Annotated in this window: 23 protein-coding genes; 10 read left to right on the top strand and 13 right to left on the bottom strand. The window is 68.9% G+C overall.

All coding sequences use genetic code 11. From position 1 onward, the window contains the following. Positions 1–11: 11 nt before the first annotated feature. Genes XAN126_RS0101310 through XAN126_RS0101295 form a run of 4 tightly spaced genes read left to right on the top strand, consistent with a single transcriptional unit; the run spans position 12 to position 3,489 of the window. Positions 12–830 carry an ABC transporter permease gene (locus XAN126_RS0101310; RefSeq protein ID WP_024276795.1) on the top strand — a complete coding sequence of 273 codons (819 nt, stop codon included), beginning with the start codon at positions 12–14 and terminating at the stop codon, positions 828–830. An 8-nt stretch (positions 831–838) separates the two neighbouring features. Next, a complete protein-coding gene (locus XAN126_RS0101305; protein ID WP_024276794.1) occupies positions 839–1,630 on the top strand; it encodes an ABC transporter permease subunit in 792 nt (263 codons plus the stop codon). Further along, entirely contained in the window at positions 1,627–2,661 is a 1,035-nt protein-coding gene (locus XAN126_RS0101300; RefSeq protein ID WP_024276793.1) for an ABC transporter ATP-binding protein, read from the top strand. Before XAN126_RS0101305 ends, XAN126_RS0101300 begins: the two co-directional genes overlap by 4 nt. 3 nt (positions 2,662–2,664) lie before the next feature. Then, positions 2,665–3,489: a phosphodiesterase gene (locus XAN126_RS0101295; RefSeq protein ID WP_024276792.1), complete on the top strand. Its 825-nt coding sequence runs from the start codon at positions 2,665–2,667 to the stop codon at positions 3,487–3,489. A 60-nt stretch (positions 3,490–3,549) separates the two neighbouring features. Here the strand turns inward: XAN126_RS0101295 and hemA are convergent, their stop codons facing one another. Continuing rightward, positions 3,550–4,833, bottom strand: a complete 1,284-nt coding sequence (hemA, locus tag XAN126_RS0101290) for a 5-aminolevulinate synthase (RefSeq protein WP_024276791.1) — start codon at positions 4,831–4,833, stop codon at positions 3,550–3,552. 828 nt (positions 4,834–5,661) lie between these two features. Between hemA and XAN126_RS0101285 the strand changes: the two genes are divergently transcribed. Both XAN126_RS0101285 and XAN126_RS0101280 read left to right on the top strand, forming a co-directional pair. Next, entirely contained in the window at positions 5,662–6,792 is a 1,131-nt protein-coding gene (locus tag XAN126_RS0101285) for a type III PLP-dependent enzyme (protein WP_024276790.1), read from the top strand. Between the two features lie 251 nt (positions 6,793–7,043). Continuing rightward, positions 7,044–7,598: an N-acetyltransferase gene (locus XAN126_RS0101280; protein WP_024276789.1), complete on the top strand. Its 555-nt coding sequence runs from the start codon at positions 7,044–7,046 to the stop codon at positions 7,596–7,598. 68 nt (positions 7,599–7,666) lie between these two features. Here XAN126_RS0101280 and XAN126_RS0101275 read toward each other — a convergent pair whose 3' ends face one another. The 4 genes from XAN126_RS0101275 to phaZ all read right to left on the bottom strand — a co-directional run bounded on the left by XAN126_RS0101275 (position 7,667) and on the right by phaZ (position 12,446). After that, complete coding sequence (locus tag XAN126_RS0101275; RefSeq protein ID WP_024276788.1) at positions 7,667–8,029, bottom strand: MmcQ/YjbR family DNA-binding protein; 363 nt, start codon at positions 8,027–8,029, stop codon at positions 7,667–7,669. A gap of 38 nt (positions 8,030–8,067) precedes the next feature. After that, the gene (locus tag XAN126_RS0101270; protein ID WP_024276787.1) at positions 8,068–9,498 is read right to left on the bottom strand and encodes a homospermidine synthase; all 1,431 of its coding nucleotides are present in this window, start codon (positions 9,496–9,498) and stop codon (positions 8,068–8,070) included. A 241-nt stretch (positions 9,499–9,739) separates the two neighbouring features. Further along, a complete protein-coding gene (locus XAN126_RS0101265) occupies positions 9,740–10,984 on the bottom strand; it encodes an MFS transporter (protein ID WP_029876564.1) in 1,245 nt (414 codons plus the stop codon). Between the two features lie 244 nt (positions 10,985–11,228). Continuing rightward, positions 11,229–12,446 (bottom strand): polyhydroxyalkanoate depolymerase, encoded by a 1,218-nt coding sequence (gene phaZ / locus XAN126_RS0101260; protein ID WP_024276785.1) that lies wholly within the window; start codon positions 12,444–12,446, stop codon positions 11,229–11,231. Between the two features lie 398 nt (positions 12,447–12,844). Between phaZ and XAN126_RS0101255 the strand changes: the two genes are divergently transcribed. Both XAN126_RS0101255 and XAN126_RS0101250 read left to right on the top strand, forming a co-directional pair. Continuing rightward, entirely contained in the window at positions 12,845–13,495 is a 651-nt protein-coding gene (locus XAN126_RS0101255; protein ID WP_024276784.1) for a glutathione S-transferase family protein, read from the top strand. A gap of 19 nt (positions 13,496–13,514) precedes the next feature. Then, positions 13,515–14,303: a sulfite exporter TauE/SafE family protein gene (locus tag XAN126_RS0101250; RefSeq protein ID WP_245272193.1), complete on the top strand. Its 789-nt coding sequence runs from the start codon at positions 13,515–13,517 to the stop codon at positions 14,301–14,303. A gap of 28 nt (positions 14,304–14,331) precedes the next feature. Here the strand turns inward: XAN126_RS0101250 and XAN126_RS0101245 are convergent, their stop codons facing one another. The 3 genes from XAN126_RS0101245 to XAN126_RS0101235 form a co-directional block, all read right to left on the bottom strand. After that, entirely contained in the window at positions 14,332–15,483 is a 1,152-nt protein-coding gene (locus XAN126_RS0101245; RefSeq protein WP_024276782.1) for a patatin-like phospholipase family protein, read from the bottom strand. A gap of 68 nt (positions 15,484–15,551) precedes the next feature. Next, a complete protein-coding gene (locus XAN126_RS0101240; protein ID WP_024276781.1) occupies positions 15,552–16,301 on the bottom strand; it encodes an acetoacetate decarboxylase in 750 nt (249 codons plus the stop codon). Positions 16,302–16,449: 148 nt separating this feature from the next. Continuing rightward, on the bottom strand, positions 16,450–17,454 hold the full coding sequence (locus XAN126_RS0101235) for a WD40 repeat domain-containing protein (protein ID WP_024276780.1): 1,005 nt from the start codon (positions 17,452–17,454) through the stop codon (positions 16,450–16,452). Between the two features lie 165 nt (positions 17,455–17,619). On the opposite strand from XAN126_RS0101235, the gene hrpB reads away from it, so the two are divergent. Then, complete coding sequence (gene hrpB / locus XAN126_RS0101230; RefSeq protein WP_024276779.1) at positions 17,620–20,127, top strand: ATP-dependent helicase HrpB; 2,508 nt, start codon at positions 17,620–17,622, stop codon at positions 20,125–20,127. 67 nt (positions 20,128–20,194) lie between these two features. Here hrpB and XAN126_RS0101225 read toward each other — a convergent pair whose 3' ends face one another. Next, positions 20,195–20,587, bottom strand: coding sequence for an acyl-CoA thioesterase (locus XAN126_RS0101225; protein WP_024276778.1), 393 nt, complete (start codon positions 20,585–20,587; stop codon positions 20,195–20,197). 310 nt (positions 20,588–20,897) lie between these two features. Between XAN126_RS0101225 and XAN126_RS0101220 the strand changes: the two genes are divergently transcribed. After that, positions 20,898–22,019, top strand: a complete 1,122-nt coding sequence (locus XAN126_RS0101220) for a linear amide C-N hydrolase (RefSeq protein WP_081762471.1) — start codon at positions 20,898–20,900, stop codon at positions 22,017–22,019. 21 nt (positions 22,020–22,040) lie between these two features. Here XAN126_RS0101220 and XAN126_RS0101215 read toward each other — a convergent pair whose 3' ends face one another. From XAN126_RS0101215 to XAN126_RS0101200, 4 genes are all read right to left on the bottom strand, one after another. Then, entirely contained in the window at positions 22,041–22,898 is an 858-nt protein-coding gene (locus XAN126_RS0101215) for a hypothetical protein (RefSeq protein WP_155982187.1), read from the bottom strand. Between the two features lie 282 nt (positions 22,899–23,180). Then, entirely contained in the window at positions 23,181–24,473 is a 1,293-nt protein-coding gene (locus XAN126_RS0101210) for a pitrilysin family protein (protein ID WP_245272192.1), read from the bottom strand. Between the two features lie 113 nt (positions 24,474–24,586). Next, positions 24,587–25,996: a pitrilysin family protein gene (locus tag XAN126_RS0101205; RefSeq protein ID WP_051460529.1), complete on the bottom strand. Its 1,410-nt coding sequence runs from the start codon at positions 25,994–25,996 to the stop codon at positions 24,587–24,589. 127 nt (positions 25,997–26,123) lie between these two features. Further along, positions 26,124–26,858: a hypothetical protein gene (locus XAN126_RS0101200; RefSeq protein WP_024276773.1), complete on the bottom strand. Its 735-nt coding sequence runs from the start codon at positions 26,856–26,858 to the stop codon at positions 26,124–26,126. Positions 26,859–26,864: the final 6 nt, after the last annotated feature.

Below are 26,864 nucleotides of genomic sequence, written 5' to 3'. Positions count from 1 at the left end.
CGCCTGAAGCCATGCACAGCGCCGATCGCCTCGCCCGCCTGTTCCTGCTGCCGCTGTTCCTGTTCGTGGCGGCCTTCTTCCTGCTGCCCATGGTGCGGCTCGTCGGCGTCGCGGGGTCCGGCCCCAACGGGATGGCGGAATATGTCGCCATCCTCACCAACCCGAGGCACTTCGCAACGCTCGTCGCGACCCTCGCCCTCTCGGCGGCGGTGACGGCGGCGACCCTCGCCATCGGCACCGTCGTCGCCCTGTTCCTCGCCCGCAACCGCTTCTGGGGCCGGCCGCTGCTGGTCTCCTGCCTCACCCTGCCGCTGGCGTTTCCCGGCGTGGTGGTGGGCTTCATGGTGATCCTGCTGGCTGGCCGGCAGGGGCTCCTCGCCAGCCTCTCCATGGGTCTCGGCATGGGGCGATGGGTGTTCGCCTATTCCATGGCCGGCCTGTTCGCCGGCTATGTCTATTTCTCCCTGCCGCGCGTGCTCGTCACCCTCATGGCGGCGGTGGAGAAGCTCGATCCGGCGCTGGAAGAGGCCGCCCGCTCACTCGGCGCGGGGCGCTTCGAGGTGCTCAGGGACGTGACGCTGCCGGGCATAGCCCCGGCGCTGATGGCCTCGGGCGCCATCGCCTTCGCCACCGCCATGGGGGCGTTCGGCACCGCCTTCACGCTGGCGACGCGCATCGATGTGCTGGCGATGACGATCTATACGGAGTTCACCCTCAACGCGAACTTCGCCACCGCGGCCGCGCTCTCCATCGCCCTCGGCCTCATCACCTGGGCGGTGCTCGCCCTCTCGCGCAACCTCGCCGGTGGCGGCGTGGCGGCGGCCGGTTGAGGCGCGTCATGAAAGTCCATCGCCTCACCTTCGCCTTCCAGCTGTTCGTGACGCTGCTGGCCGCCGCCTTCCTGATGGTGCCGGCCGGGGCCTCCATCCTCGCCGGCTTCACGGCCAATTACTTCCGCGGGGTCTCCTCCGGCCTCACGCTCGATTGGGTGAAGCAGGTGCTGGCGCTCTATTCGGGCACCATCTGGCTCTCCATCGGCATCGCGCTCGGCACGCTTGCGGCGACGCTCGTCCTCGCCGTGCCCGCCGCCTGGGCGCTGGTGCGGCGCCCCTCGCGGCTTGCCCGCATCGTGGAGGAGGTGGTTACGCTGCCGGTGGCGGTACCCGGCCTCGCGCTCGCGCTGGCGCTCATCCTCGCCTATGGCGCTATCCGCGAATTCCGCATGAGCCCGGCCTTCATCCTCACCGGGCATGTGCTCTACACTTTGCCCTTCATGCTGCGCGCGGTGATGGCGGTGCTCGCCGCCGTCGACATCCGCTCGCTGGAGGAAGGCGCGGCGTCGCTGGGCGCCTCGCCGCTGCAGCGCTTCTTCCATGTGGTGCTGCCCAACGCGAAGGGCGGCATCCTCGCTGGGGCACTGATGGTGGTGACGCTCTCCATCGGCGAATTCAACCTCACCTGGATGCTGCACACCCCGCTGACCAAGACGCTGCCGGTGGGCCTCGCCGACAGCTACGCCTCCATGCGCCTCGAAATCGCGAGCGCCTATACTCTGGTCTTCTTCGTCATGATCGTGCCCCTGCTCCTCGCCCTCCAGCTGCTCGGCCGCACCACGGGGAGCGCGCGATGACCACCGGCGCCGCCATTTCCATCACCGGCTGCGGCAAGACCTATCCGGACGGCACGCGGGCGCTCTCGCCCGTGGATCTGGAGGTGAAGGCGGGCGAGACGCTGGTGCTGCTCGGCCCCTCCGGCTGCGGCAAGACCACCCTCCTGCGCCTCATCGCCGGGCTGGAGACGCCCGACGCCGGCGGGCGCATCGCCTTCGACGGGGCGGACGTGACGGCCCTGCCCATCGAGAAGCGCAATGTGGGCATGGTGTTCCAGTCCTACGCCTTGTTTCCGAACATGAGCGTCATCGACAACGTGGCCTATGGCCTGCGCGTGCGCGGCGTGGCAACGGACGCGCGGCGGGCGCAGGCGGCCTCCGTGCTCGCCATGATGCGCATCGAGGCGCTGGCCGGGCGGCGCATTGACCAGCTCTCCGGCGGCCAGCGCCAGCGCGTGGCCCTCGCCCGCGCGCTTGCCGTGCGGCCGCGCGTGCTGCTGCTGGACGAACCCCTGACCGCCCTCGACGCCGCCTTGCGCGAGCATCTGCGCAGCGAGATCGACGCGCTGCTGCGCCGCCTCGCCATCACCGCCGTCTATGTCACCCACGACCAGGCCGAGGCGCTGGCGCTGGGCGACCGCATCGTGGTGATGAAGAACGGCGCCATCGCCCAGGTGGGCACGCCGCGGGAGGTCTACTTCCAGCCGGCGGACGATTATGTCGCCGGCTTCGTCGGCATCACCAACCGGCTGGAGGGCATCGTGCGCAACGGCCGTTTCGAGACTGCCGCCGGCATCCTGCGGGTCGCGGCGCCGGATCGCGCCAAGGCGCGTCTCCTGTTCCGCCCCGAGGCCGTGCGCCTCGTGAGCCCGGCCGACGCGACGCTGGTGTTTCAGGTGACGCAGGTGGAGTTTCAGGGGCCACGCCAGCGTGTGACGCTGAATGCCGGCGACGGAACACGCATCATCGCCGAGGCGCCCGCCGACCTGCCCCTGAGTGCCGGCGCGGCCATCGGCCTTGCCCTCGATGCCAACCGCTACACTTTGGCCTGACCCATGCTGATCGCCCAGCTCACCGACACCCACATCCGCCGCCCCGGCACGCTCGCCTATGGGGTGGTGGACACTGCGACCTATCTGGAAGCGGCGGTGGCGCACATCCTCACCCTCGATCCCCGGCCCGACGCGGTGATCGTCACCGGCGACCTGACCGATTTCGACGACCCGGAGGAATTTGCCCGCTTCCGCGCCCTCGTCGCGCCCCTCGGCCTGCCGCTGTTTCCCGTGCCCGGCAATCACGACAGCTCCGGCGGGCTGCTCGCCGCCTTTCCCGAGATCGCGGCGCGCTGCGCGGGCGGGCGGGTGAACTATGTGGTGGAGGATTTCCCGCTGCGGCTGGTGATGCTCGATTCCACCGTCTACGGGCGCCCCCATGGCACGCTGGACGACGAGGGCCTCGCCTTCCTCGATGCGGCGCTCGCCGCCGCGCCGGACCGGCCGGCGCTGGTCTGCGCCCACCATCCGCCGTTCCTCACCGGCATCCGCCACATGGACGTGCAGAACCTGTTCGATGCCGCGGCGCTGGAGGCCGTGCTGCGGCGGCATCCGCAGGTCGTGGGCTTCACCTGCGGCCATGTGCATCGGGCGGTGACGACCACCTTCGCCGGCATCGCCGCCACCATCGCCCCGGCGCCGGCCCATTCGGTGAGCCTCGCGCTGGACCCGGACGCGCCGCCCACCTTCCACATGGAGCCGCCCAGCCTTTCGCTGCACCTGTTCGCGGAGGGACGGCTCGTGACCCACCGCAGCTTCATCGGCAGCTTTTCCGGACCGCATCCCTTCTTCGGGCCAGACGGCAAGGCCATCGGCACGCCCGCCTAAGGCTCCAAAACAAAAAGCCCCGGCACACGGCCGGGGCTTTTCAATCGGGGAGAGATCGAGTCAGCCGCCGGCCACCGGCAGCGGGATCGGCGCCGGGCCGGCCGCAGTGCTGCGCGAGGCGGTGTGCTGCGCCACCCGGTCCGCGTAAGGCAGCTCCAGCCGCTCCCACACGTCCGACAAGGCGGTCGCCAGATGGGCGATGAGCGCGTCGTCGTGGAACGGGGTGGGGGTGATGCGCAGGCGCTCGGCACCGCGCGGCACGGTGGGGTAGTTGATGGGCTGGATGTAGATGCCGTACTCGGCGAGCAGCAGGTCGCTCGCCATCTTGCAGGCCTTGGCGTCGCCCACCATCACCGGGACGATGTGGGTCGGCGTCTCCATCTGCGGCAGGCCGGCGGCGGCCAGCGCCGCCTTGACCTTGGCCACCTGGGTGCGCTGACCGGTGCGCTCGGCCTGCGACGTCTTGAGGTGGCGCACCGATGCGGTAGCCGCTGCGGCGATCGCCGGCGGCAGCGCGGTGGTGAAGATGAAGCCCGGCGCGTAGGAGCGCACGGCATCGATGACGAGGCGCTTGCCGGTGATGTAGCCGCCGACCACGCCGAAGGCCTTGCCCAGCGTGCCCTCGATCACGTCCACCCGGTGCATGACGCCGTCACGCTCGGCGACGCCGCCGCCGCGCCCGCCATACATGCCGACCGCGTGCACCTCATCGAGATAGGTCATGGCGCCGTAGCGCTCGGCGAGATCGCAGATGGCACCGATGGGGGCGATGTCGCCGTCCATGGAATAGACGCTCTCGAACACCACGAGCTTGGGCCGGTCGCCCGCCGCCTTCAGCAGCTCTTCGAGATGGTCGAGGTCGTTGTGGCGGAAGATGGCCTTCTGCCGGCCGCCGTGGCGGACGCCCTCGATCATGGAATTGTGGTTCAGCTCGTCCGAGATCACCACGCAGTCGGGGATCAGCTTGACGATGGTGGAGATGCCGGTGGCGTTGGAAATGTAGCCCGAGGTGAAGACGAGGCCGGATTCCTTGCCGTGCAGGTCGGCCAGCTCGCGCTCCAGCATCACGATCTCATGGCTGTTGCCCGAGATGTTGCGGGTGCCGCCGGCGCCGGCGCCGCGCGCCTTGGCCGCGTCGCACATGGCGGCGACCACGTCGGGATGGCTGCCCATGCCGAGATAGTCGTTGGAGCACCACACCACGATGTCGCGCGGACCGCCCGGCGAGTGCCACACCGCCCGCGGGAAGTGCGAGGCGTCGCGCTCGATCTCGGCGAAGGTGCGATAGCGGCGCTCCTTGCGCAGGGCGTCGATGGCGTCGGCGAAGAAGGTATCGTAGATCATTCCGAACCCTGCGGCGGCAGACGGGATCGCGGGTGGATCCTCATTGTTCTAAGATTATGCTGCAACCTTGCTCCTTGTATTGATGCCAATCAAGAGCCGAGCGCGACGCGCGGCGATCCGGCGCAACCCACGGCCAGAACTGCACAAATGCCGCAGCGCAGCAGGCGGCGCGGAAGAGAGTGACGGCAAGCTTTCGCCCGAGGTTGGCACCTGAAAATGAGCGGCGAGGGCCCCCCGCCCGGAGAGCATTGCGAGCGGCTCAGACCTGCCCTGCGCCGCTGCACTGATCTTCATCAAATTGCCCCTTGCATGGGCGGGCCGAATCCCCTAAATCCGCGTTGCCCAAATTCGCACGTGCCTGTGGTCGCGTGTCGGTCGGTAGGATCTCCGGACAAGAGGCCGGAAAGCTGCCAGGACGATCGACAAGCCGGAGGGAACCGGCCCACCCCGCTCCTCAATGCGGGGGACGTGACTTGAAGCAACGACGTAAGGGCTTTTTTGGTCTCGGTCGGCCCTCCAAAGGTCGGCGTTACTAAAGAGGCACTACATCTTGCCGGCCGTGCGGAGCGGGACTTCCCTCTCCAATCGTGCGCAGTCGTCCTCGCTCCTGCTTTGCCTTGCGGCCAAGCGGGCGGTTCTGCTGCCGTTCGGTCCGATGATGCGGCCGGGTAAAGCCCCGGCGAAGCGGGTACGGCCCGCAGACGGTCGGCGTGTCCACATCGCCGGGCGAATGCGAGCGCGTGCCCCGGGCTCTCCCAGAAGGAGCGTCCGTCCTGTCGTCGCGCAGTTCCCTGCGCTTCACTGGCTTCAGGTCACGGGGAGGTATCCATGACCGATCGCATCCGCGAATTCCTGCGTACCCGGCGAGAGGATGGCCCCTGCGTGGTGGTGGACCTCGACGTGGTTCGCACCAACTATCTCTCGTTCGCCCGCGCGCTGCCGGACACCCGCGTGTTCTATGCCGTGAAGGCCAACCCCGATGCCGCCATCCTGAAGGCGCTGGAGGAGCTGGGCTCCTCGTTCGACTGCGCCTCCACCGGCGAGATCGACATGGTGCTCGCCACCGGCGCGAGTGCCGAGCGCATCTCCTTCGGCAACACCATCAAGAAGGAGCGCGACATCGAGCGCGCCTTCAAGCTGGGTGTGCGCCTGTTCTCGGTCGATTCCTACGAGGAAGTCGAGAAGATCGCCCGCGTCGCCCCCGGCGCCAAGGTGTTCTGCCGCATCCTCTGCGACGGTGCCGGCGCCGAGTGGCCGCTGTCCCGCAAGTTCGGCTGCGAGCCGGAGATGGCCGCGGACGTGCTGGAGCACGCCCATCGCCTCGGCCTCGCCGCCTATGGCGTGTCCTTCCATGTGGGCTCGCAGCAGAAGAACGTGCACGCCTGGGACGGCGCGCTCGCCTCTGCCGCCACGATCTTCCGCGCCTGCGCCGAGCGGGGCATCTCGCTGTCTATGGTCAATCTGGGCGGCGGCTTCCCCACCCGCTACCTGCAGGATGTGCCGGGCGCCATCTCCTATGGCGAGGCGATCTTCGCCTCCCTGCGCCGCCACTTCGGCAACGCCATCCCGGAGACCATCATGGAGCCGGGCCGCGGCATGGTGGGCAATGCCGGCCTGATCGAGACCGAGGTCGTCCTCATCTCGAAGAAGTCCGAGCAGGATGCCATGCGCTGGGTCTATCTCGACATCGGCAAGTTCGGCGGCCTCGCCGAGACGATGGACGAGGCGATCCGCTACCCGCTGCGCACCCCGCGCGACGGCGACGACACCGCCCCCTGCGTTCTCGCCGGCCCGACCTGCGATTCCGCGGACGTGATGTATGAGAAGACCCCGGTCGAGCTGCCGCTTTCGCTCTCGATCGGCGACAAGATCATCATCGAGGCGTGCGGCGCCTACACCACCACCTATTCGGCGGTGGCGTTCAACGGCTTCCCGCCGCTGAAGTCCTACGTGATCTGAGGGCGGCTCCCGCCCGAAGATCAAAGCCCGCGCGGCGCTTGAGCGAAGCCGCGTAAAACTGCCCGCGCGGCGCCCGAGCGTATTCCGCGACCCGGCCGCAGAAGGTCCCCCGGCACTGGCATGACGCCGTCCGGGGCATGAGGAGGGGATGTGTCCCCTCGTCTTCCGCACCCGTCCCCGAAGGTATTCCCTGGCCGCACTCCGGCCGGGACGGGCTTCTTCACCTCTCACGTTGGCGCAAGGAGCTGCCGATGACCGAGATCGTGCTTGAATCCGTGGAAGATGTGGCCCCCCGCGAGGCCCTGCTCGACCTGTGCATGGGCGAGGGGCGCAAGGCCAAGTCCTCCGAGCGTCTGCGCGAGGGCCGCCTGCCGGCGGAAGGCCTCGCTTTCTCCGCCCACGGCCCCGATGGCCGTCTGGCCGGCACCGTGCGGCTGTGGAACGTGACGGCGGGCCCCGCCCGTCCGGCGCTGCTGCTCGGCCCGCTCGCGGTCCATCCCTGGTTCCGCGCCCACGGGCTCGGCGGCGCCATGATGCGCACCTCCATCGAGATCGCTCGGGCCAAGGGCCACGGCGCCATTCTGCTGGTGGGTGATGCGGCCTATTACGAGCGCTTCGGCTTCTCCGCGGAGAAGACCGGCGAGCTGTGGATGCCCGGCGCCTATGATCGTAACCGACTGCTGGCGCTGGAGTTGAAGGCCGGTGCGCTGGATGACGCCCGCGGCCTCATCAGCCCCACGGGCACCCGCATCGCCCTGCCGTCTCTGGCAGAGCTTCTGGCGCCGGCGCTGCTGAAGTCCGCCTGACGCGTCCGCGACAGCCAACCACAAGATCCCCGGCTCGATTCGTCGAGCCGGGGATTTTTGTTTCCGGGTCAGGACTCAGATTCCGAAGCCGTTCGCCGCTTGGGCTTCGACTTGGCTTTGGGTGCGGCGAGGCGGTGCGCCGCCTGAAGCGCCGAGGCGAGCGTCGCGTCGTCCACCACCGTGAGGTCGCAGCGGGTGGCGCCCATCCGCCCCCATCCGCCCGGAACCGGCGCGAAGGCTTCGGGCACCTGCTCGCAGTAGAAATCGCGCAGGTCGGGATCAAACATCAGATTGAGGTCGAGCCCGCTCGGCCCCAATGTCGCAAAGATCTTGCGCGGCGTGCGGAACGCCTTGCGATCGACGTGCGGCGCCTCGCTCGCCTCGGGCAGAGCGAGGGCCATCTCCCGGACACGGGCAGCATGGACAGCCATGGGAGGTCTCCCCTTTCAGCGGGAGGCCTCCGCAGGCCTCACCGCACGATGATGTTCTTGAACTGCCAGGGATCCTCGAGGTCGAGATCTTCGGGGAACAGCTTCTGGCGTCCGGTGAGGGGCGTCCAGTCCGTATAGGTGCCGATCATCGGACCAAGGTAGGGCGTCTGGACTTCGAGACAGCGGCGGAAGTCCATCTCGTCGGCCTCGACGATGCCCGCCTCGGGGTTTTCCAGGGCCCACACCATGCCGGCGAGCACGGCGGAGGTCACCTGCATGCCGGTGGCGTTCTGGTAGGGGGCGAGTTCGCGCGTCTCCTCGATGGAGAGCTGGGAGCCGAACCAGTAGGCGTTCTTGGCGTGGCCGTAGAGCAGGACGCCCAGTTCGTCGATGCCGTCGACGATCTCGTGCTCGTCGAGGATCTTCCAGCTCTCCTGGAAGTGCCCGCCATTGCCGAACATCTCGTGCAGCGACAGCACCGCGTCGTTGCAGGGGTGATAGGCGTAGTGGCAGGTCGGGCGATAGACCACCTGATCGCCGTCGCACACCGTGAGGTAGTCGGCGATGGAGATGGCCTCGTTGTGGGTGACGAGAAAGCCGTACTGGGCCTGCGGGGTCGGCGTCCACGAGCGCACGCGGGTGGCGGCGCCGGGGGAGAGCAGGTAGATGGCCGCGCCGCAGCCCGCCTCGTGGGTGCGACCGTCCGGCGGCAGGCTCTTCTCGTGGGTGCCCCAGCCGAGCTCGGCCGGCTGCAGGCCCTCGGAGACGAAACCCTCCACCGACCAGGTGTTCCAGAACTGACCCATGATCTTCGGCTCGCGGGCGCGCTGGGTGTCGCGCTCGGCGATGTGGATGCCCTTCACCCCCACTGCGCGGGCGAACTGCGCCCACTCCTCGCGGGTGGTCGGCTCGGGCCGGTCGAGGCCGGTATCAGCGGCGACGTTGAGCAGCGCCTGCTTCACGAACCAGGACACCATGCCCGGATTGGCGCCGCAGGTGGACACCGCGGTGGTGCCGCCCGGATTGCGGCGGCGGGCGGCGAGGAGGCTCTCGCGCAGCGCATAATTGGTGCGCGCGGCGGTGGGCATGGCCTCGTCGAAATAGAAGCCCTTCCAGGGCTCGATGACGGTGTCCACATAGAGGACGCCAAGTTCGCGGCAGAGCTCCATCACGGCGATGGAGGACACGTCCACCGAGAGGTTCACGCAGAAGCCCTGGCCTGTGCCGTTGGTGAGCAGCGGGGTCAGCAGGTCGCGGTAGTTCTCGGCGGTCACTTCCGACTGGACGAAGCGGATGCCCCGGGAATCAAGCAGCTTGCGGTGGTCCGCCACCGGATCGATCACCACCATGCGCTCGCGGTCGAAATCGAAATGGCGCTCGATGAGCGGCAGGGTGCCCCTGCCGATGGAGCCAAATCCGATCATCACGATGGGGCCGTCGATCTTTGCGTGGACCGGCCAGTCGCTCATGGTGAAACACTCCTCGGGGTGGCGGCGCCGGCTCGTTACGGCGCCGCGAAAGTCACAGGACGCGCGAAAACGGGGGAACCCGTGGGATCGGCGCGGCGTGGAAACGATGCCGCGCAAGGGCGCGGCGTGGGTGTAGACGCCGCGCGCAAGCGCGGGCGGGCGCACCATGGGAAAAGCGCAGCCCGGCGTCAACCGAAGAGCTTGAGCAAAGCCGGCAAACCAAGCAGCGGCAGGGCTTGGCTCAGCGCCGGGTCTCGACTTTCACCGGCATGGCATCGACGTGGAAGAGCGCGGGAAAAAGCCGCGTCCACAGCGCCACGACCATGAGCGTTCCAACGCCCCCCACCACCCCCGCCCCCACCGCGCCGATGAGCGCGGCAACCATGCCGGACTCGAATTCGCCGAGCTGGTTGGAGGTGCCGACGAACAGGGAATTCACCGCGCTGACCCGCCCGCGCATCTCGTCCGGCGTGGAGAGCTGCACCAGCGAGGAGCGGATGACCACGCTCACATTGTCCGCGGCGCCCAGCACGAAAAGCGCGCCCAGCGACAAAAGGAAGCTGGAGGAGAGCGAGAACACCACCGTCGCCAGCCCGAACACGGCCACGGCGGCGAACATGACGTGTCCCACCTGGCGCGTCGGCGGCCGGCGCACCAGCACGATGGACATGAGCACCGCCCCCACCGCCGGCGCGGCGCGCAGGGCGCCGAGGCCCTGCGTTCCCACATGCAGGATCTCGCCGGCATAGATGGGCAGCAACGCGGTGACGCCGCCGAGCAGCACCGCGAACAGATCGAGGGAGATGGAGCCCAGCACCACCGGGCTGCGGCGGATGAAGGAAAGGCCCGAGAGCAGGGTCTCGAGGGTCACGGCGCTGCGCGGCCCCGGCGCATGGACATGGCGGATGAAGGCCATGGAGCCGGCCGCCACCGCATAGCAGGCTGCCGCCAGCGTCAGCGGCACGGCGGGACCGAAGATATAGGCGAAGCCGCCCACGGCCGGGCCGGCGATGGTCGCCATCTGCATGGCGGAGGAGGCCACCGCCAGCGCCCGCGGCAGCACCTCCCCGGGCACGAGGCGGGGCAGCAGCGCCGCCATGGTGGGTGCCTCGAAGGCGCGGCTCGCCCCGATGGTGACGACGGCGGCATAGATCGGCAGGAGGCCGGCATGGCCGGAGCCCTCCGCAAGGGCGAGGGCGCCCACCGTAAGCGCCGACAGCGTCTGGCAGGCCAGCACGATGCGCCGCCGGTCGAAGGTATCGGCCACATGGCCCACCAGCAGGGTCAGGCACAGGATCGGCAGGAATTGCGCGAGGCCGACGAGGCCGAGGGCCGCGGCGCTGCCGGTGAGGCTGTAGACCAGCCAGCCCACCACCACCCCCAGCATCTGGAAGGCGAGGGCCGAGCAGACCCGGCTGATCCAGAACAGGATGAAGGCAGGATGATCCCGGAGCCGTATCCCGGCTGAAGATGCGGCCGCGGTCACGGCTGCAGCAGGGAGCGGAGCGGGGGAGATGTCGGCAGGCAGGTTGACGGGCGAGTTGACGGGCAAATCACGGGGCAGATCCGCGCGGTGGCACGTCCGTGGGCCGGACGATCCTTTGACCCTGCCCGCGTACCGTTGCAGGCAGGGGTTGGCAACCCATGCCCCAACGTCCGCTCACGAACCATTCAGGTGCTTGCCGTTCAGATGCTTGCGGTTCAGATGCTTGGGTTCAGCCGCCCGCCGGTCAATCGCTGGCCAGGATATGGTTCTGGACGATGGGATAGACCTGACTGGCCCATTTGCGTCCCGAGAACACGCCGTAGTGCCCGACGCCCGCCTGCATGTGGTGGCGCTTCTTGTGCGGACGCAGTGCCGAGCAGATGTCCTGCGCCGCCATGGTCTGGCCGATGGAGCAGATGTCGTCCCGCTCGCCCTCCACCGTGAGCAGCGCCGTCTTGCGGATGGCGCGGAAATCGATGGGCCGGCCGCGATAGGTCAGTTCGCCCTTGGGCAGGCGGTATTCCTGGAACACGTAGCGCACGGTCTCCAGGTAGAATTCGGCGGCAAGGTCCAGCACGGCGAAATATTCGTCATAGAAGGCCTTGGTGGACTCGGCCTTCTCTTCGTCGCCCTCCGAGAGGGCATTGTAAAGGTCGAGATGCGCCTTGACATGGCGCGAGTAATTCATGCTCACGAAGGCGGTGAGCTGGAGGAAGCCGGGATAGACCCGCCGCCCCGAGCCGGCAAAGCCCTTCGGCACGGTCGAGATCAAGTTCTTCTCGAACCACGAGATGGGCTTGGAGGTCGCCAGCTCGTTCACCTTGGTGGGGTTGATGCGGCAGTCGATGGGGCCGGCCATGAGCGTCATGGAGGCCGGCACCGCCGGGTTCTTCTCCTGCCCCATCACCGCCGCGGCGACGAGGGACTGCACGCACGGCTGGCACACCGCCACGAGATGGGCGCCCGGCCCCATGATCTCCAGGAAGCGGATGACGTGCTCGACATAATCGTCGAAGCCGAAGGGACCGGCCGAGAGCGGCACCTCGCGGGCATTGTGCCAGTCCGTGATGTAGACGTCGTGGTCCGGCAGCATCGTCTTCACGGTGTTGACGAGCAGCGTCGCGAAATGACCCGACAGGGGCGCGACCACGAGGACGCGCGGCTGGGCGATGTCCACGTCCTTCTTGAAGCGCAGGAGGGTGCCGAAGGGCAGGACGGCGGTGTTTTCCTCCGTCACCTGAACTTCGCGATTGCCGACTTCAACCGTTTTGATGCCGAAAGACGGCCGGCCATGGGAGAGGCCGGCACGCTCGATGAGCTCGTAGGCGGCCGCAAGCTGGCGGAAGCCGAGATGGCCGTATCCATTGACGAGAGGGCCGTTGAGGGTCTGCCGCGCGAGGCTGGCGAAGAACCTCATCGGGCTCATGAGGTCGGCCTGAGCCTGATAGGCGGAGTACATCATGGCAGCGTGCGCCGGACCGTCCGGCACCGCGGTGCCAGAGGAGTGAACCTGGAAGAAGTCTGCAGCATGATGCCGAAAGGTCCTTCTGCTCCGCGTCCCCCACGCCCGGCCCCCGACGGCCGGCGGAAGCATTAAGTAGTTGTCGCAGGCCCAGCTTTCCGCTTTGCAGCAAGCCTGAACGGATGTACCTGTTAAGTTGATATTGGAGCTATGCGTGGTGCATTGCAACACGCATCCTTAGCAGCAGGGCCGAAGGCCGAGCGACCGCGCCGGATGCCCGACCAAAGTCGAAGCCGCCGGCTGCGCCAAGAACAAGCATGCGCCAAGAGCAAACAAAGGCGGAAGGGTCGAGGGGAACGGTCAGGTCAGGGATCGCAAATCCGAGGCACGGGACAGGCATGGCGACGCTCACCATCTCCAGCAAGAATTACTCCTCCTGGTCCATGCGCGGCTGGCTGCTGTGCAGGATGGCCGGCCTCTCCTTCGATGAGGAGCGGGTGCCGACCGACGATCCCGACGCCAAGGCGGAGCTGCTGCTGCTGTCGCCCTCCTTCCTCGTCCCGCGCTTGGTGCACGAGGACGTGACGGTGTGGGACACGCTGGCCATCGCCTCCTTCCTCAATGAGGTCTTCCCCGAGGCCGGGCTGCTGCCCGCCGACCGCGCGGTGCGCGCCCACTGCCTCTCCATCTCCGGCGAGATGCATTCGGGCTTCGCGAACATGCGCTCGGCGCTGCCGATGAACATCAAGGCGCACTATCCCGGCTTCAAGGTCTGGGCCGGCGCGCAGGCGGACATCGAGCGCATCGCCGCCATCTGGCGCGGCTGCCTCACCGCCCACGGCGGTCCGTTCCTGATGGGCGCGACGCCGACGCTGGCCGACGCCATGTATGCGCCCGTCTGCTCGCGCTTCACTACCTACGACGTGAAGCTCGACCCCGAATGCGAGGCCTACCGCGCCCGCATCATGGCGCTGCCGCTGGTTCGCGAGTGGATCGACGGCGCGATCTCCGAGCCGGAAGAGCTGGAAGAGCTGGACGCCGAATTCTAATGCGGCCGGGTCCAATCCTGTGATCGAAACGGCGGCCGCCGCCGTCTCCTCCGTGAACCTGGGCCTGATCGCCGTCGGCTTCGCCGTGCTCGTGCTGGCGGGCATGGTGAAGGGCGTCATCGGCATGGGCCTGCCGACGGTCGGCATCGGGCTGCTCAGCGTGTTCCTTGCCCCGCCCGAGGCGGCTGCGCTGCTGATCCTCCCCTCCACCGTCACCAATTTCTGGCAATACTTCACCGGGCCGAACATCCTGCCCATCGCCCGGCGCTTCTTCTGGATGATGGTGATGGTGGCGGCCGGCACGCTCACCGGCGGCCTGCTGCTGGGCGGCCTCGCCTCGCCCGCCGCGCAGCCGGTGCTCGGCGCGACGCTGCTGGCCTATGGCGCGCTGGGCCTGTCCTCGGTGCAGTTGAAGGTGCCACAGCGGCACGAGCCGTGGCTGTCCCCGGTGATGGGCTTCCTCACCGGCCTCGTCACCGGCACCACCGGCGTCTCGGTCATGCCCTCGGCGCCCTATCTCCAGTCTCTGGGGCTGGCGCGGGATGATCTGGTGCAGGCCCTCGGGCTCACTTTCATCGTCTCGACCACGGCGCTTGCCGTGGTGCTGTTCCATCCGGGCGACGGCGGCGGAGCGCTGGCCGATCCCGCCACGGCGCTCGCCTCCGCGGCGGCATTGCTGCCGGCCTTCATCGGCATGCAGCTCGGCGCCATGGTGCGCCGGGCGGCCTCGCCGCAGATGTTCCGGCGCATCTTCTTCTCCGGCCTCGGCCTGCTCGGCACCTACATGCTGGCGCGCGGCCTCCTCTGAGCCGGCCGCCTCTCGCGCCGCCCGCCGCTCACTCGGAGAGGCGGTGGATGTCATGCACGACGATGCCGATGGAATCGTCCGGCTTCCGCATCCATTCCCTCTGCCGAAGCGTCTTCACCGTGTCCTCGTAGCCGGTCTGCCAGTGCTCGCGCATGGAGGTCTGCGAGAACTCGTAGTCCTTGGATTCCCGCTCGTAGGTCTTTTCCTGATAGATCAGGTGGCAGATGTTGACCGGGCCGGAGCTGGCATAATCGTCGATGAGGGCGATGTCCTCTTCCGTCCGCAGCTGCTCGGGAATACGCTGGAGCGCGTCGTACAGCTTCGAGCGCAAATCCTGAACCCGCCGGAACACATCGGTGGTGTAGCGGGTGCGGCTCGAATAGGTGATGTCCTTCTGGCGCTCCGACACGTCGAACATGTCCCGCGGCAGTTGTCCGCGGGCGCTGAACAGATCCACCTGGAACACCAGTGCGCTGGGGTGGTCCGGCTGGTCGAGCAGGAACTGGAGCGGCGTATTGGAGACGACGCCGCCGTCCCAGTAGAACTCGCCGTCGATCTTCACCGCCGGGAAGCCGGGCGGCAGCGCGCCGGAGGCCATGATGTGCTCCGGCGCGATCTTGTGCTCCTGATTGTCGAAATAGATGAAATTGCCGGTGCGCACGTTCACCGCGCCCACCGAGAAGCGCTTCTCGCGGGAATTGATGCGGTCGAAGTCCACGAGCCGCAGCAGGGTCTCGCGCAGGGGGGCGGTGTCGTAGAAGGAGGTCGCGCCGGCAGCGCCCGAGGGCAGCAGCCAGGGATTGGGGAAGCGCGGGGTGAAGAAGCCGCGCTGGCCTTGAAGGATGGTGCGGGTGGCGCTGAGCTGGTTGCGCCACTGGCGGAAGATGTCGCCTTCCAGGTTGATCGGCAGGATGCGCTGGGAGGTGATGGTCTCCCAGAAGTCCCTGAGCTTCGTCACCCGGTCCTGCGGCGCGTTGCCGGCGATGATGGCCGAGTTGATGGCGCCGATGGACACGCCGGAGATCCAGTTCGGATCGCACCCGACCTCCGACAGCGCCTCGTAGACGCCGGCCTGATAGGCGCCGAGCGCCCCGCCGCCCTGGAACACCAGCGCCACGCGCTTGTACTCGTCGATGATATCGCACAGCTCGCTGGAGCGCTGGTTGGCAGCGTCGGTCATCGCCCTCACCTTCTTTGAAGTTGTTTCCCTCGACCGGCGGCGCGCAGGACGCCGCCGGAAGCCGGACGTCAGGCGCCGTTTTCCTTCATGTAGTCGTAGACCACCTTGCCCATGCCGAGGGTGAGATCAGCCTTGATGTGCACGGCGGAGAGCACCTCCAGCACCGGCAGGGCCGCGACATTGCACAAGGCGTGGGGAAACAGGCCGAGGGCGCCGGGCCCGACCCAGCATTCCTTCAGCGTGATGTCCTCCAGATAGTAGCTCACCAGCTCGCAGATGCGCGGCGTGGCATCCACGTCCGGGATGATCTTGAGCAGGAAGCTCGGGGTGAGCAGGGAGGCGAGGATCTTCTCCTTGTCGCCGGCCACCCACTTGTAGCCCATGGTCGCGGAAGCGCAGAGCACGCTGCCGTAATGGAGCGTGCCGACCAGCGTGTCGGTCTCCACCTTCAGCTTCGGCTGGGCGTACTTCTTCGGAAAGCCCCACAGCTCGCGCCCGCCAGCGATGGGGGATTCGTCGTCCAGATACATGGAGTGGACGTAGCCGCCCTCCTGGCCGTTGAAACGGACCGGGATGACCTGTCCGGTCTCGGTGTAGTCACCGAAGCCGGTGGAATCGGGCATGCGGATGAATTCGTACTTCACCACCGGCTCGGTGATCTCGAGCGGCTCGGGCACCACCTTCGCGAGCGCCTCCGGATCGGTCCGGTAGGTGATGATCATGTATTCGCGGTCGATGAAACGGTAGGGCCCCGGCGGGAACGAGGGGTTGGTGAGCGGCATCGAGTAGGCGGTGCGGCGGACGTCGGCGATCTTCATCGGCAGGTCTCTCGTGCGCTTGTCCCGTTTCGCACCTGCGAATGGACGCCGCCAAGGTAGAGCGGACGGGCGCCCGTGAAAAGCCGCCCGCGGCACGAGTTTCCTGCACGGCTAAGGACTTGGTGCGCGGCACCGAAACCGCGGCGGTTCAGAAGGCCAGCAGGCCGCCCTGGCCCTTTTCCGTCCCGAACGCAACGGCCCCGCCGGAGCCGTGCCAGGCGATGGCGGTCACCGGGTCGTTGTCGGGCGCGCGCAGCAGGATCTCGGCGCCGTCCGAGATGCGCACCATCATCACCATGCCGTCCTCGTAGCCGATGGCGACGACCGGGTCCTTGGGGTGGGGTGCCACCACCGTCACCCGCGAGGTGGGCGAGGGCGCGAGCATGGCCGGCTCCTTGCCCATGGGGCCGTCCTTGGCCTGGAACGGCCACAGGATGGCCTCGCCCGAGCCTGACGTGGCGAGCCACTTGCCGTCGGTGGTGAAGGCGAAGGACTTCACCCGCGAGGGATAGCCGGACATGCGCATGTGCGCGCCGTCCACCACGCGCCAGCCGTGCAACGCCGGCTCCTGCATGGTGCTGACGAGGAAGCGGCCGTCCGGCGAGAACGTCACCCCGAGGTGCGAGCCCTTCCAGCCATAGACCTCCGGCTTGGCGCCCGCCGCATTGGGGAACCACAGCGACACGCCGCCGTAATGCGCCACCGCGAGGCGCAGGCCCTTGGGCGCGAAGGCGAGCCCGCCCACCGTGGAGGGCACCTCCAGCGACTTCGCCTCGCCCTTCTGCTGCAGCACATGGGCGACCTTGCCAGCCGAATAGGCGACGGCCCCGTCCGGCCCCAGCGCCACCCGGTCGATCCAGCGTCCCTTCTGCTGCGCCAGTTCGCGGGTGGTGCCATCCGCCAGCGTCTCCATCACCCGCCCGTCGTCGCCGCCGGTGACCAACCGCTTGCCGTCCGAGGCCGCGCTGAGCACGCCGCCGTCGTGAACCGGAACCAGAACCGGCGCTGCGCCCTCCTCCAGCCCGATCAGGGATGCCGTGCCATCCGTCCCCACGAAGGCGGCCTTGGACTCGAGGAAAGCGAGGGCGACGACGCCGGCCTCGAAGGCGAGCGGCCGGACCTTGCTGGTGAGGCTGGACGGGGCGGAAACCATGGTGCTCTGATCCCGGTGATGGACGGGGCGTTCCTTAAGGCACCGATGCGGGCCGCTGGCAACACCCCCTCTGCCCTATCCCTTCTCTACCCTATCCCTCCTCTGCCCTGTCCCTTCAATGCTCTTGGCCTGCGCGCGGCGCGGCCGCATAAGGGCGGCGCCGCCATGTTCGACACCAAGCTCCCCATCGACGCCGTGCTCGGCGACATCCGCTCGACGCTCGCGTCCGCCCCGTGCGCCGTGCTGGTGGCTCCGCCCGGCGCCGGGAAGACCACGCGCGTGCCCTTGGCCCTGCTGGATGAGCCATGGGCCGCGGGCGGGAAGATCCTCGTGCTGGAGCCGCGCCGCCTCGCCGCCCGCGCCGCCGCACGGCGCATGGCCCAGACCCTCGGCGAGGCGGTAGGCGGCACCGTGGGCTTTCGCACCCGGCTTGCCTCGGAGGTGTCGCGCCGCACTCGCATCGAGGTGGTCACGGAAGGCATCTTCACCCGCATGGTGTTGGACGACCCCGAACTGTCCGGGATCGCCGCCGTGCTGTTCGACGAATTCCACGAGCGCAGCCTCGACGCCGATCTCGGCCTCGCCCTCGCCCTCGATTCCCAGCGCGGGCTCAGGGACGACCTCAGGCTCCTCGCCATGTCGGCGACGCTGGACGGCGCCCGCGTCGCCTCTTTGATGGGGGTGGGCGCGCCTGCGCCTGTGATCGAGAGCGAGGGTCGCGCGTTTCCGGTGGAGACGGCCTATCTCGGCCGCGATCCGCGCACGCCCATCGACCGCCAGATGGCCGACGCCATCCGCCGCGCGCTGGACCGAGAAGACGGCTCCATCCTCGCCTTCCTGCCCGGCGCCGCGGAAATCCGCCGCACCGAAACGCTGCTTCTGGACGCGGTGCGCGACCCCAAGGTCGATATCGTCGCCCTGTTCGGTGCCCTGGACGCCGCCGAGCAGGACCGCGCCGTGCTGCCGGCGCCGGAGGGACGACGCAAGGTGGTGCTGGCCACCTCCATCGCCGAGACCTCGCTCACCATCGAGGGCGTGAGGGTGGTGGTGGACAGCGGCCTTGCCCGCGTGCCGCGCTTCGAGCCCGACGTAGGGCTGACGCGGCTCGAGACCGTCCGCGTCTCCCGCGCCGCCGCCGACCAGCGCCGGGGCCGCGCCGGCCGCACGGAGCCCGGCGTCTGCTACCGGCTGTGGAGCGAGGGCGAGACGGCGAGCCTGCCCGCCTTCGCGACGCCCGAAATCCTCGCCGCCGACCTCACCGGCCTGGTGCTCGACCTCGCCCGCGTCGGCGTGCGCGATCCCGCCGCCCTCCCCTTCCTCGATCCGCCGCCGGCGCCGCCCGTGACCGAGGCGAAGGCGCTGCTGCGCCTCCTCGGCGCGCTCGATGGCGAGGAGGCGGTGACGCCGCTCGGGCGCCTGATGGCGCGCCTGCCCTTGCCGCCGCGCCTCGCCCACATGGTCGCCATCGGCGCGGCGCGGGGCGTGGGCCGTCTGGGTGCGGAGATCGCCGCGCTGCTGGTGGAGCGCGGGCTCGGCGGCGACAGCGTAGACCTCCTCGCCCGCCTCGACGGCTTCCGCCGCGACCGTTCCCGTCGTGCGGAGGATTCCCGCCGCCTCGCCGGCCGCTGGGCGGAGATGGCGGCGCGGGAGGCGACAACGGAAGAGCACGCTTCGGACGGGGCGCCTCCCCCCTCCCCTGCGGCCCTGCTGGCGCTCGCCTTTCCCGACCGGGTGGCCAAGGCCCGCGAGGGGCGGGCCAGCGAGACCCAGGTGCGCTTCCTGATGGCCAATGGCCGGGGCGCGGTGCTGGAGGGGACCTCCCCGCTCGCCCGCGCGCCCTTCCTCGCGGTGGCGGAAGCCTCGGGCCGTGCCGAGGGCGCCCGCATCACTCTCGCGGCGGCCCTGGCGGCGGAAGAGGTGGAGGCCCTGTTTGCGGGCGACATCACCTCCGGCCTTGAGGTCGCCTTCGACCCCGCCGCCATGGCGGTGCGGGCGCGCGAGGTGCGACGGCTCAAGGCGCTGGTGCTGGCCGCCCGGCCCCAGCCGGTTCCGCCGGACGCGGAGACGGCGCGCGCTCTCACCCGGGGCATCGCGGATGCCGGCATCGAACGCCTGCCCTTCTCCGCCGCGTCCCGGCAATGGCGCGAGCGCGTCATGTTCCTACGCGCGGCCGAGGGCGAGCCGTGGCCGGACCTGTCCGATGCGGCGCTCGCGGCATCGGCGGAGACGTGGCTCGCGCCATTTCTCCCCGGCCGCACGTCGCTGGCCGACATCTCGGGCCCGGACGTGGGCAACGCCCTTCACGCCTTGCTGCCCTACGAACTCACCGCCCGACTGGAGGCGGAGGCGCCCACCCATTTCACCGCGCCCACCGGCTCGCGCCTCGCCATCGACTATGGCGCGGAGGGCGGGCCGGCGGTGGAAGTGCGGGTGCAGGAATTGTTCGGCCTCACCGCCCATCCGGCCATCGCCGGCGGGCGGGTGCCCCTCACCCTCGCTTTGCTCTCGCCCGCGCACCGGCCGATCCAGGTGACGAAGGACCTGCCGCAATTCTGGCGCGGCTCGTGGCGGGATGTTCGCGCCGACATGCGCGGCCGCTACCCCAAGCATCCCTGGCCGGAAGACCCCGCCGCCGCCCCGCCGACCACGCGGGCGAAACCGCGCGGGACGTGAGGGACGGAGCTTTCTGCTTTCGCTCAGGCGCCGCGCGGGCTGTGTGCGCCCTTCTTGGGCCGCCCCGCTACTCCGCCGGGATGGCCCGCGGCCGGCCCTCGCCGTCGATGGCGACGAAGGTGAAGACGGCCTCCGTCACCTTGGTGGACTGCTCGCTCTCGCGCGCCCGGCGCCAGGCTTCCACCTCGATGCGAAGCGAGGTGCGTCCCACCCGCGCGATGTTTGCGAACAGGCTCACCTCGTCGCCCACCGCCACCGGGGAGAGGAAGCTCATGGCCTCCACCGCCACCGTGGCCGCGCGGCCCCGCGAGCGGCGCGCTGCCACGTTTCCGGCGGCAAGGTCCATCTGCGACATCAGCCAGCCGCCGAAGATATCGCCGCTCGGATTGGTGTCGGCCGGCATGGCGATGGTCCGGATGACCGGAATGCCATCCGGCATCTGCGACTCCTTGTCGTGCATCCCTTCTCCCCGCACGCCTGAGGCGTGCTGTGCGCAACGCTCCGCCGAAGCTGATAGCAAAATTTCGCCGCAGCGCAGCCAAATTTGATCCATCTCAGAGAATCGGGAGCGCGGGCGTGGTTTCTAACACTTGTCCATGTCTTTTCGGGGCAGACAGGGCATGGATGACCGGCTCCGCCTTGCTGTGTGGGCGGAGCCGGTATCTCTTTCAGCCGAACCTTTTCACAAGGCCGGCACCTGATTCCGCCGGAACGAGGCTGACCTCGTTACCGGCGGTTTTCATTTTGGGCCGGTCGCATCGGAGGCCGCCATGGTCCAGACCCGTCCCGAAAGCCGCATCTCCCGCATCCGCCGCCGCGCCCTCGCAGCCACAGTGCTGGCCGGGGCGCTCGCCTCCGCGCTCGCACCCGTGGCGCAGGCCTGCACCCGCGCGGTCTATCTGGGCTCCGATGGCGTCGTCATCACCGGCCGGTCCATGGACTGGATGGAGGATATGCACACCAACCTGTGGGCCTTCCCGGCCGGCATGGCGCGCGATGGGGCGGCGGGAGCCAACACGCCGAAATGGGTGTCGAAATACGGCAGCGTCATCGCCTCGGGCTATGACGTGGGCTCGGCCGACGGCATGAACGAGAAGGGTCTCGTTGCCAATCTGCTGTATCTCGCCGAATCCGAATATGCGAAGCCCAACGGCAAGCCGGCCCTCTCCATCAGCGTCTGGGCGCAATACGTGCTCGACAATTTCGCCACCGTCGCCGAGGCGGTCACGGCACTCTCCGCCGAGCCGTTCGTGGTGGTCACGGCGAACCTGCCCAACGGCTCCGGCGCCCAGCTCCACCTCGCCATCTCCGATCCCTCCGGCGACAGCGCCATCTTCGAGTATCTCGGCGGCAAGCTGGTGGTGCATCACGGGCGGCAGTACCAGGTGATGACCAACTCACCCAGCTACGACCAGCAGCTGGCACTCAACGCCTATTGGCAGGACATCGGCGGCACGGTGTTCCTGCCCGGCACCAACCGCGCGGCGGACCGCTTCGCCCGCGCCAGCTTCTTCATCAAGGCCATCCCCGCCAAGGCGGCGCCGGAGATCTTGTCCGCTGTCCCGGACCAGACCTACGCCAACCAGGCGGTGGCGAGCGTCGCCAGCGTGATGCGCTCGGTGAGCGTGCCCCTCGGCCTCTCGACGCCGGGCGAGCCGAACATCGCCTCCACCCTGTGGCGGACGGTGAGCGACCAGAAGGACAGGGTCTATTTCTTCGATTCCGCCACCAGCCCGAACACGTTCTGGGTACCGATCGCCGATCTCGACCTGAAGGTGGGCGCGCCGGTGAAGAAGCTCGATCTCACCGGAGGCAAGGTCTATGGCGGCAACGCCGCCGCGCGGTTCGTGCCGGCGCAGCCCTTCACCTTCCTGCCCGTCAAGCTGGATTGAGCTGCGCCGCGGCGCCGCCCTTCACTGGGGCGGCGCCGAGAAGGTGCTGGTGGAGGGCGGCGCGGCGAACCCGCCGTTGGACGGGGGCGGCGCGAAGCCGCCGCCGCTGCTCCCGCTCGACGGAGGCGGTCCGAACACGTCCTTCGAGCCCGAAGACGACGAGCCGGAGGACGAAGAGCTTGCCGGGGGCGGCGCGCTTGCGGCGGCGGGCGCCGGGGCGGGCTGCGCGGCGGCGGCCGGCGGCTTCGGCTTCGGCCGCGAGACGGACGGCTTGGGCCGTTCGCGCACCTCGGGCGTGCCCTGCGGGTCGAAGCCCACATAGATAATGTAGCGCTCCATCTCGTTCGGCTTCAGCAGCGGGAACGCGATCTGGTCCTCCACCACGGTGAAGGGCGCGTGGCCCGGATCGGCCGGCACGTCAACGGCGATGGCGAAGAACTTGGTGGTGACGGTCCTGGGCGAGGGCCCCTCATTCACCACCGCGATGCGAACGGGCACCTTCACCTGACCGGGGCTGCCCTTTTCGCCCATGAGGACGCGACCTTCGATGCCCACCTTCACCATCATCATGCCGTTGGCGATGGTGCATTCGCGGGCGAGGCGGCCGATGGTGGCCTGATAGCGCAGCCCGCCGCCGGTCGTGACCTGCCAGCTGCCGGCGCCGGTGCGCACGGTAAGCATGGGGCAATCGTAGGACACCTGGTCCGGACCGGCGCCGACGACGAGCGAGCCGGAGGTGGCGCTGTTGACCACACCGGCAGAGGTGCCGCCCGCCACCGGCGTTGCAATGGCGGTGCCGCCGGCGACGCCCGTGTCCTGCGCGCCGAAGGAGCCATCGAGGCCTTCACCACCGGCGCAACCGGCAAGGACCGCCGCCATCAGGCCGGGCAGCACAAGCCGCGCGAGGGAATGCCGGGGAAACGCGAAACCGCGGCTCGCTGTCGGAGACGACAGGGGTGCGCACACGCGTGAAGCTGCCACCGCGGACCCGTCGGTGGCCCGGATCTGCGCGACCGTCCGTGTTGCACCCGCCATATCTTCAACTCCATGGGCGCCCTGGATCGCGCGCTTATAGCAAAGGGAAGCCGGCATGAGGACTCCCCGCCCGCCCCTGCGGGTCCCCGGCGCCGGCTCCGTGAAAGTAAGGTTACCGTGGACCGATCAGCCTCCGAGGCCCACGGGCTTGCCCACCACCACCGTCAGCGCGTCCTTCGCCGTGGCCAGCCGGCCAGCGACGCGCTTGAGATCGTCGAGGGTGACCGCAGCGATGAGCGCGTTGCGGCGGTCGATATAGTCGATGCCGAGATCGTCGAGCTGGATCTGCAACAGCTGGCCGGCGACCTTGGACGAGGTATCGAAGCGCAGGGCATAGCTACCCATCAGGTAGCTCTTCGCCTCCTCCAGCTCCTTGGCGGTCGGTCCGTCCTTGAGGATCTGGCCGAACTCGTGGGTGATGAGGGAGATGGATTCCGCCGCCCGCTCGTTCTTGGTCGCCGTGCCGGCGAACCAAAGGCCGACGTGGGAGAGCGCCACCTGATAGGAATAAACAGAATAGGCCAGCCCCCGCGCCTCGCGCACTTCCTTGAACAGGCGCGAGGAAAAGGCGCTGCCGCCGAGGATGTGGTTGAGCACATAGGCCGGGATGAAGTCCGGATCGCGACGCTCCAGGCCGCCGGTGCCCATCACCACCACCGACTGCGAGACGTCGAGGGGGATGACCTCCACGGTGCCGATCTTCTGCGGCGTCACATTAGCGACCGGGGTTAGCGTCGCCTGGGCCGGAAGCTTGCCGAACACCTCGTCGAGCCGCTTGCCCAGCTCCTCGGCGCTGATGTCACCCACCACGGCGACGCGCAGGTTGGAGCGGGCGAAGGTCTTGCCGATGAAACCGGCGATGTCCTCGCGGGTCAGCTTGGCGACGCTGTCCAGCGTGCCATCCACCGGCCGGCCGTAGGGATGGCCGGGGAAGGCGAGCGCGAACCAGCGGTCGTTGGCGATGGCATTGGGCTCGGTGGAGCGGCGGCGCAGCATGGCGAGCTGAGAGGCGCCGATGCGCTCCACCGCCTCGCTGTCGAAGCGCGGCTCGTTCACCGCGAGGCGCAGCAGCTCAAAGGCCTTGTCACGGTTTTCCGAGAGGGTGCGCAGGGAGCCGCGCATCTCGTCGCGGCCGGCATCGAAATGCAGCTCCACCGCATGATCGGCCAGCGCCCGCTGGAAGGCGTCGGAATCCATCGGGCCGGCGCCCTCGTCCAGCAGCGAGGAGGCGAGGTTGGCAAGGCCCGCATGCTCCGGACCGTCCTGGGCTGCGCCACCGAGGAAGGCGAACTCGAAGGCGATGAGCGGAAGCGTGGTGTCGTGGACCAGCCAGGCCTTGATGCCGCCGGGGCTCGTCACCTCGGTGATGCGGCTCGACTGGGACTGCGCCGTATCGGCGGCGAGAAGGGAAAGGGCCATCGTAACCATCGCAAGAAAGAGCCGGGCGGCAGGGCGAAGGCCCGCGCCCGCGAAAAAGGCGCGCCGGCCCGAACGGGCCGGCGAACGGAACACGAAAGCCGGGACGGCCGCCGTCACGAGCGATTGTCCTTCTTGCCGTCCGCCTTGCCCGCGTCGCCGGCCTTGGGCTCGGTCTGCTTGAGGTAGCCGGTCACGGCCCGGTCGGTGACAAGGTAGCGACGGGCCACGTCGCGCACCTGATCGGCGGTCACGGCCTTGAGCCGCTCAGGCCATTCGCGCACGTCCTTGGCGGACAGGCCGGTGGCCCAGGAGGCGCCATAGATGCGGGCGAGCGTCGCCTGGTTGTCCTGCGCATAGATGGTGTCGGCGATGAGCCGGGTCTTGGCGCGGGCCAGCTCCAGATCGTCCACGCCCTTCTCCTGCAGCTCGGCAACCACCGCATCCACCGCCGCCTCCAGCGTCTCAAGGCTCACACCCGGACGTGGGGAGGCATAGGCGACGAAGCGGGTCGCGTCGTAGGCGGTTCCCTGATACCAGGAGCCAGCCCCGGCCGCGAGGCCCTTCTCCGCCACCAGCGTGCGGTACATGCGGCTGGTCTGGCCACCGCCGAGGATGTGCGAGAGCACTTCCAGCGCTTCCGCATCGCCCGGCGCCGCAGTGCGGGCCGAGGGCACGAGATAGGAGCGCTGCAGGCTCGGCTGCGCGACGCGCGGGTCGGCCAGCGACACCCGCCGGTGGGCCCGCGGCTCGGGCTCCTGCGGGCGGTTGCGCGGCGGGGTGTCGGCCTGGGCGACCTTGCCGTAGGTCTTTTCCGCCAGCGCCTTCACCTCGGCCGGGTCCACATCGCCGGCCACCACGAGCAGGGCGTTGTTGGGGGCGTAAAAGCGGCGGTAGAAGGCCAGGGCATCCTCGCGGTTGAGGCCCTTGATCTCGTGCTCCCAGCCGATGATCGGGTGCTGGTAGGGATGGTTGACGTAGGTCGTGGCCTGCAACACCTCGGAGAGGCGCGCGCCGGGATCGTTGTCCGTGCGCATGCGGCGCTCTTCCAGCACCACGTCGCGCTCGGGCAGCACCACCTCGTCGGAGAGCTTGAGGCCGCGCATGCGGTCGGCCTCGAACCCCATCACGGTCTCGAGGTGCTCTTTCGCCACGCGCTGGAAATAGGCGGTGTAATCCTGCGAGGTGAAGGCATTTTCCTGGCCGCCGAGGCGCGCCACCTCGGCCGAGAACTGGCCCTGCGGGTGCGCATCGGTGCCCTTGAACATCAAATGCTCGAGGAAATGGGCGATGCCGGACTTGCCCGGCTGCTCGTCGGCCGATCCCACCTTGTACCACACCATGTGGGTGACCACCGGGGTGCGGTGATCGGGGATGACCATGACCTGAAGGCCGTTGGCGAGCTTGAATTCGGTGACTTCGGGGCCCGCCGCATCAGCAAGGCGGGGAGAAAATGCGGCCGCTCCAGCGGCGAGAATGGCAACCATGGCGAGACGGCTCATCTGCACGTGACGATCTTTCGGCATTCGACGCGCCCGAAGACACGTCCGTCAAGGAAAGATAGGGTGCCCGCCGCCGCAGAAAAGGACGGGAGACTGCGGTTTCCGTCCGTGCCCACCCTCGGTCCGCCCTTGCGCCGGACCGCAGACGCCGTCACTGGCGATCGAACAGGGTCGGCAGCTTCCAGGGTTCCTTCTTCTCCTCCACCACGCCATAGGGGGCGTTGGGGGCGGGCGTCTGGTAGCCGGTCGGCGGCTGGATCAGGTTCTCGCGGGTGGGCTCGCCGTTGAAGGTGAGCTGCTCCTGCTTGCCGGTCAGGCCACCGAGCCCCGGGAAGCCGGAGGAGCCGAGCTGGCTGGGCAGCAGCACGTCGCGGGTCGAGCCCGCGCCCACGGGCTCCGAGGGCGAGGTGCTGTTACCCACCGCCCGCTTCTTGCCACGGTTGAGTTCGGACGGCATCAGCGGCTTGCCCGGATCGTCGCGCACGATCGGCGCCTTCGCTGCCTGCGCCGCGGCGGCGCGGCGCTGGAGGTCGTAATCCTTGGGCCAGTTGGGATTGCCCTCGGCAGCGCTCTTCTGCGGCGGGGGAAGGGCATCGGGCACGCGCGGCGGCACCACGAGGGGGGCGCGCTCGCGGTAGTCGATTTCCGGCTTCTCGTCCTCCTCCTTCAGCCCAAGAATCTGCATGGCGCTTTCGAAGATATTGGTGCTGCCGTCGAGGCTCTGCGCAGCGGCCGGGGCGGGCGCGGCGAGCGTCAGGGCAAAGGCGGCGAGCAGCGCGCCGCCCCCGCAGCGCAGCGGGATGAGGCGAAGTGCGGGGGACAGAACGGTGCCGGCCGCGCGCGGCGCGGCATCAGCGCTATGCGGGAAAAGGGAAATCTCTCGCATGGGTCT

Origin of the sequence: Xanthobacter sp. 126, assembly GCF_000526175.1 — a bacterium.
Lineage (GTDB): Bacteria > Pseudomonadota > Alphaproteobacteria > Rhizobiales > Xanthobacteraceae > Xanthobacter > Xanthobacter aminoxidans.
The sequence above is the reverse complement of the archived record's forward strand: the minus strand, read 5'-3'. Positions and strand labels throughout refer to the sequence as shown.

Bases quoted from the DNA above. Each gene is read 5' to 3' on its own strand.
- XAN126_RS0101310 (WP_024276795.1), top strand. From the start codon at position 12: ATGCACAGCGCCGATCGCCTCGCCCGCCTGTTCCTGCTGCCGCTGTTC.
- XAN126_RS0101305 (WP_024276794.1), top strand. From the start codon at position 839: ATGAAAGTCCATCGCCTCACCTTCGCCTTCCAGCTGTTCGTGACGCTG.
- XAN126_RS0101300 (WP_024276793.1), top strand. From the start codon at position 1,627: ATGACCACCGGCGCCGCCATTTCCATCACCGGCTGCGGCAAGACCTAT.
- XAN126_RS0101295 (WP_024276792.1), top strand. From the start codon at position 2,665: ATGCTGATCGCCCAGCTCACCGACACCCACATCCGCCGCCCCGGCACG.
- hemA (WP_024276791.1), bottom strand. From the start codon at position 4,833: ATGATCTACGATACCTTCTTCGCCGACGCCATCGACGCCCTGCGCAAG.
- XAN126_RS0101285 (WP_024276790.1), top strand. From the start codon at position 5,662: ATGACCGATCGCATCCGCGAATTCCTGCGTACCCGGCGAGAGGATGGC.
- XAN126_RS0101280 (WP_024276789.1), top strand. From the start codon at position 7,044: ATGACCGAGATCGTGCTTGAATCCGTGGAAGATGTGGCCCCCCGCGAG.
- XAN126_RS0101275 (WP_024276788.1), bottom strand. From the start codon at position 8,029: ATGGCTGTCCATGCTGCCCGTGTCCGGGAGATGGCCCTCGCTCTGCCC.
- XAN126_RS0101270 (WP_024276787.1), bottom strand. From the start codon at position 9,498: ATGAGCGACTGGCCGGTCCACGCAAAGATCGACGGCCCCATCGTGATG.
- phaZ (WP_024276785.1), bottom strand. From the start codon at position 12,446: ATGATGTACTCCGCCTATCAGGCTCAGGCCGACCTCATGAGCCCGATG.
- XAN126_RS0101255 (WP_024276784.1), top strand. From the start codon at position 12,845: ATGGCGACGCTCACCATCTCCAGCAAGAATTACTCCTCCTGGTCCATG.
- XAN126_RS0101245 (WP_024276782.1), bottom strand. From the start codon at position 15,483: ATGACCGACGCTGCCAACCAGCGCTCCAGCGAGCTGTGCGATATCATC.
- XAN126_RS0101240 (WP_024276781.1), bottom strand. From the start codon at position 16,301: ATGAAGATCGCCGACGTCCGCCGCACCGCCTACTCGATGCCGCTCACC.
- XAN126_RS0101235 (WP_024276780.1), bottom strand. From the start codon at position 17,454: ATGGTTTCCGCCCCGTCCAGCCTCACCAGCAAGGTCCGGCCGCTCGCC.
- hrpB (WP_024276779.1), top strand. From the start codon at position 17,620: ATGTTCGACACCAAGCTCCCCATCGACGCCGTGCTCGGCGACATCCGC.
- XAN126_RS0101225 (WP_024276778.1), bottom strand. From the start codon at position 20,587: ATGCACGACAAGGAGTCGCAGATGCCGGATGGCATTCCGGTCATCCGG.
- XAN126_RS0101220 (WP_081762471.1), top strand. From the start codon at position 20,898: ATGGTCCAGACCCGTCCCGAAAGCCGCATCTCCCGCATCCGCCGCCGC.
- XAN126_RS0101215 (WP_155982187.1), bottom strand. From the start codon at position 22,898: ATGGCGGCGGTCCTTGCCGGTTGCGCCGGTGGTGAAGGCCTCGATGGC.
- XAN126_RS0101210 (WP_245272192.1), bottom strand. From the start codon at position 24,473: ATGGCCCTTTCCCTTCTCGCCGCCGATACGGCGCAGTCCCAGTCGAGC.
- XAN126_RS0101205 (WP_051460529.1), bottom strand. From the start codon at position 25,996: ATGCCGAAAGATCGTCACGTGCAGATGAGCCGTCTCGCCATGGTTGCC.
- XAN126_RS0101200 (WP_024276773.1), bottom strand. From the start codon at position 26,858: ATGCGAGAGATTTCCCTTTTCCCGCATAGCGCTGATGCCGCGCCGCGC.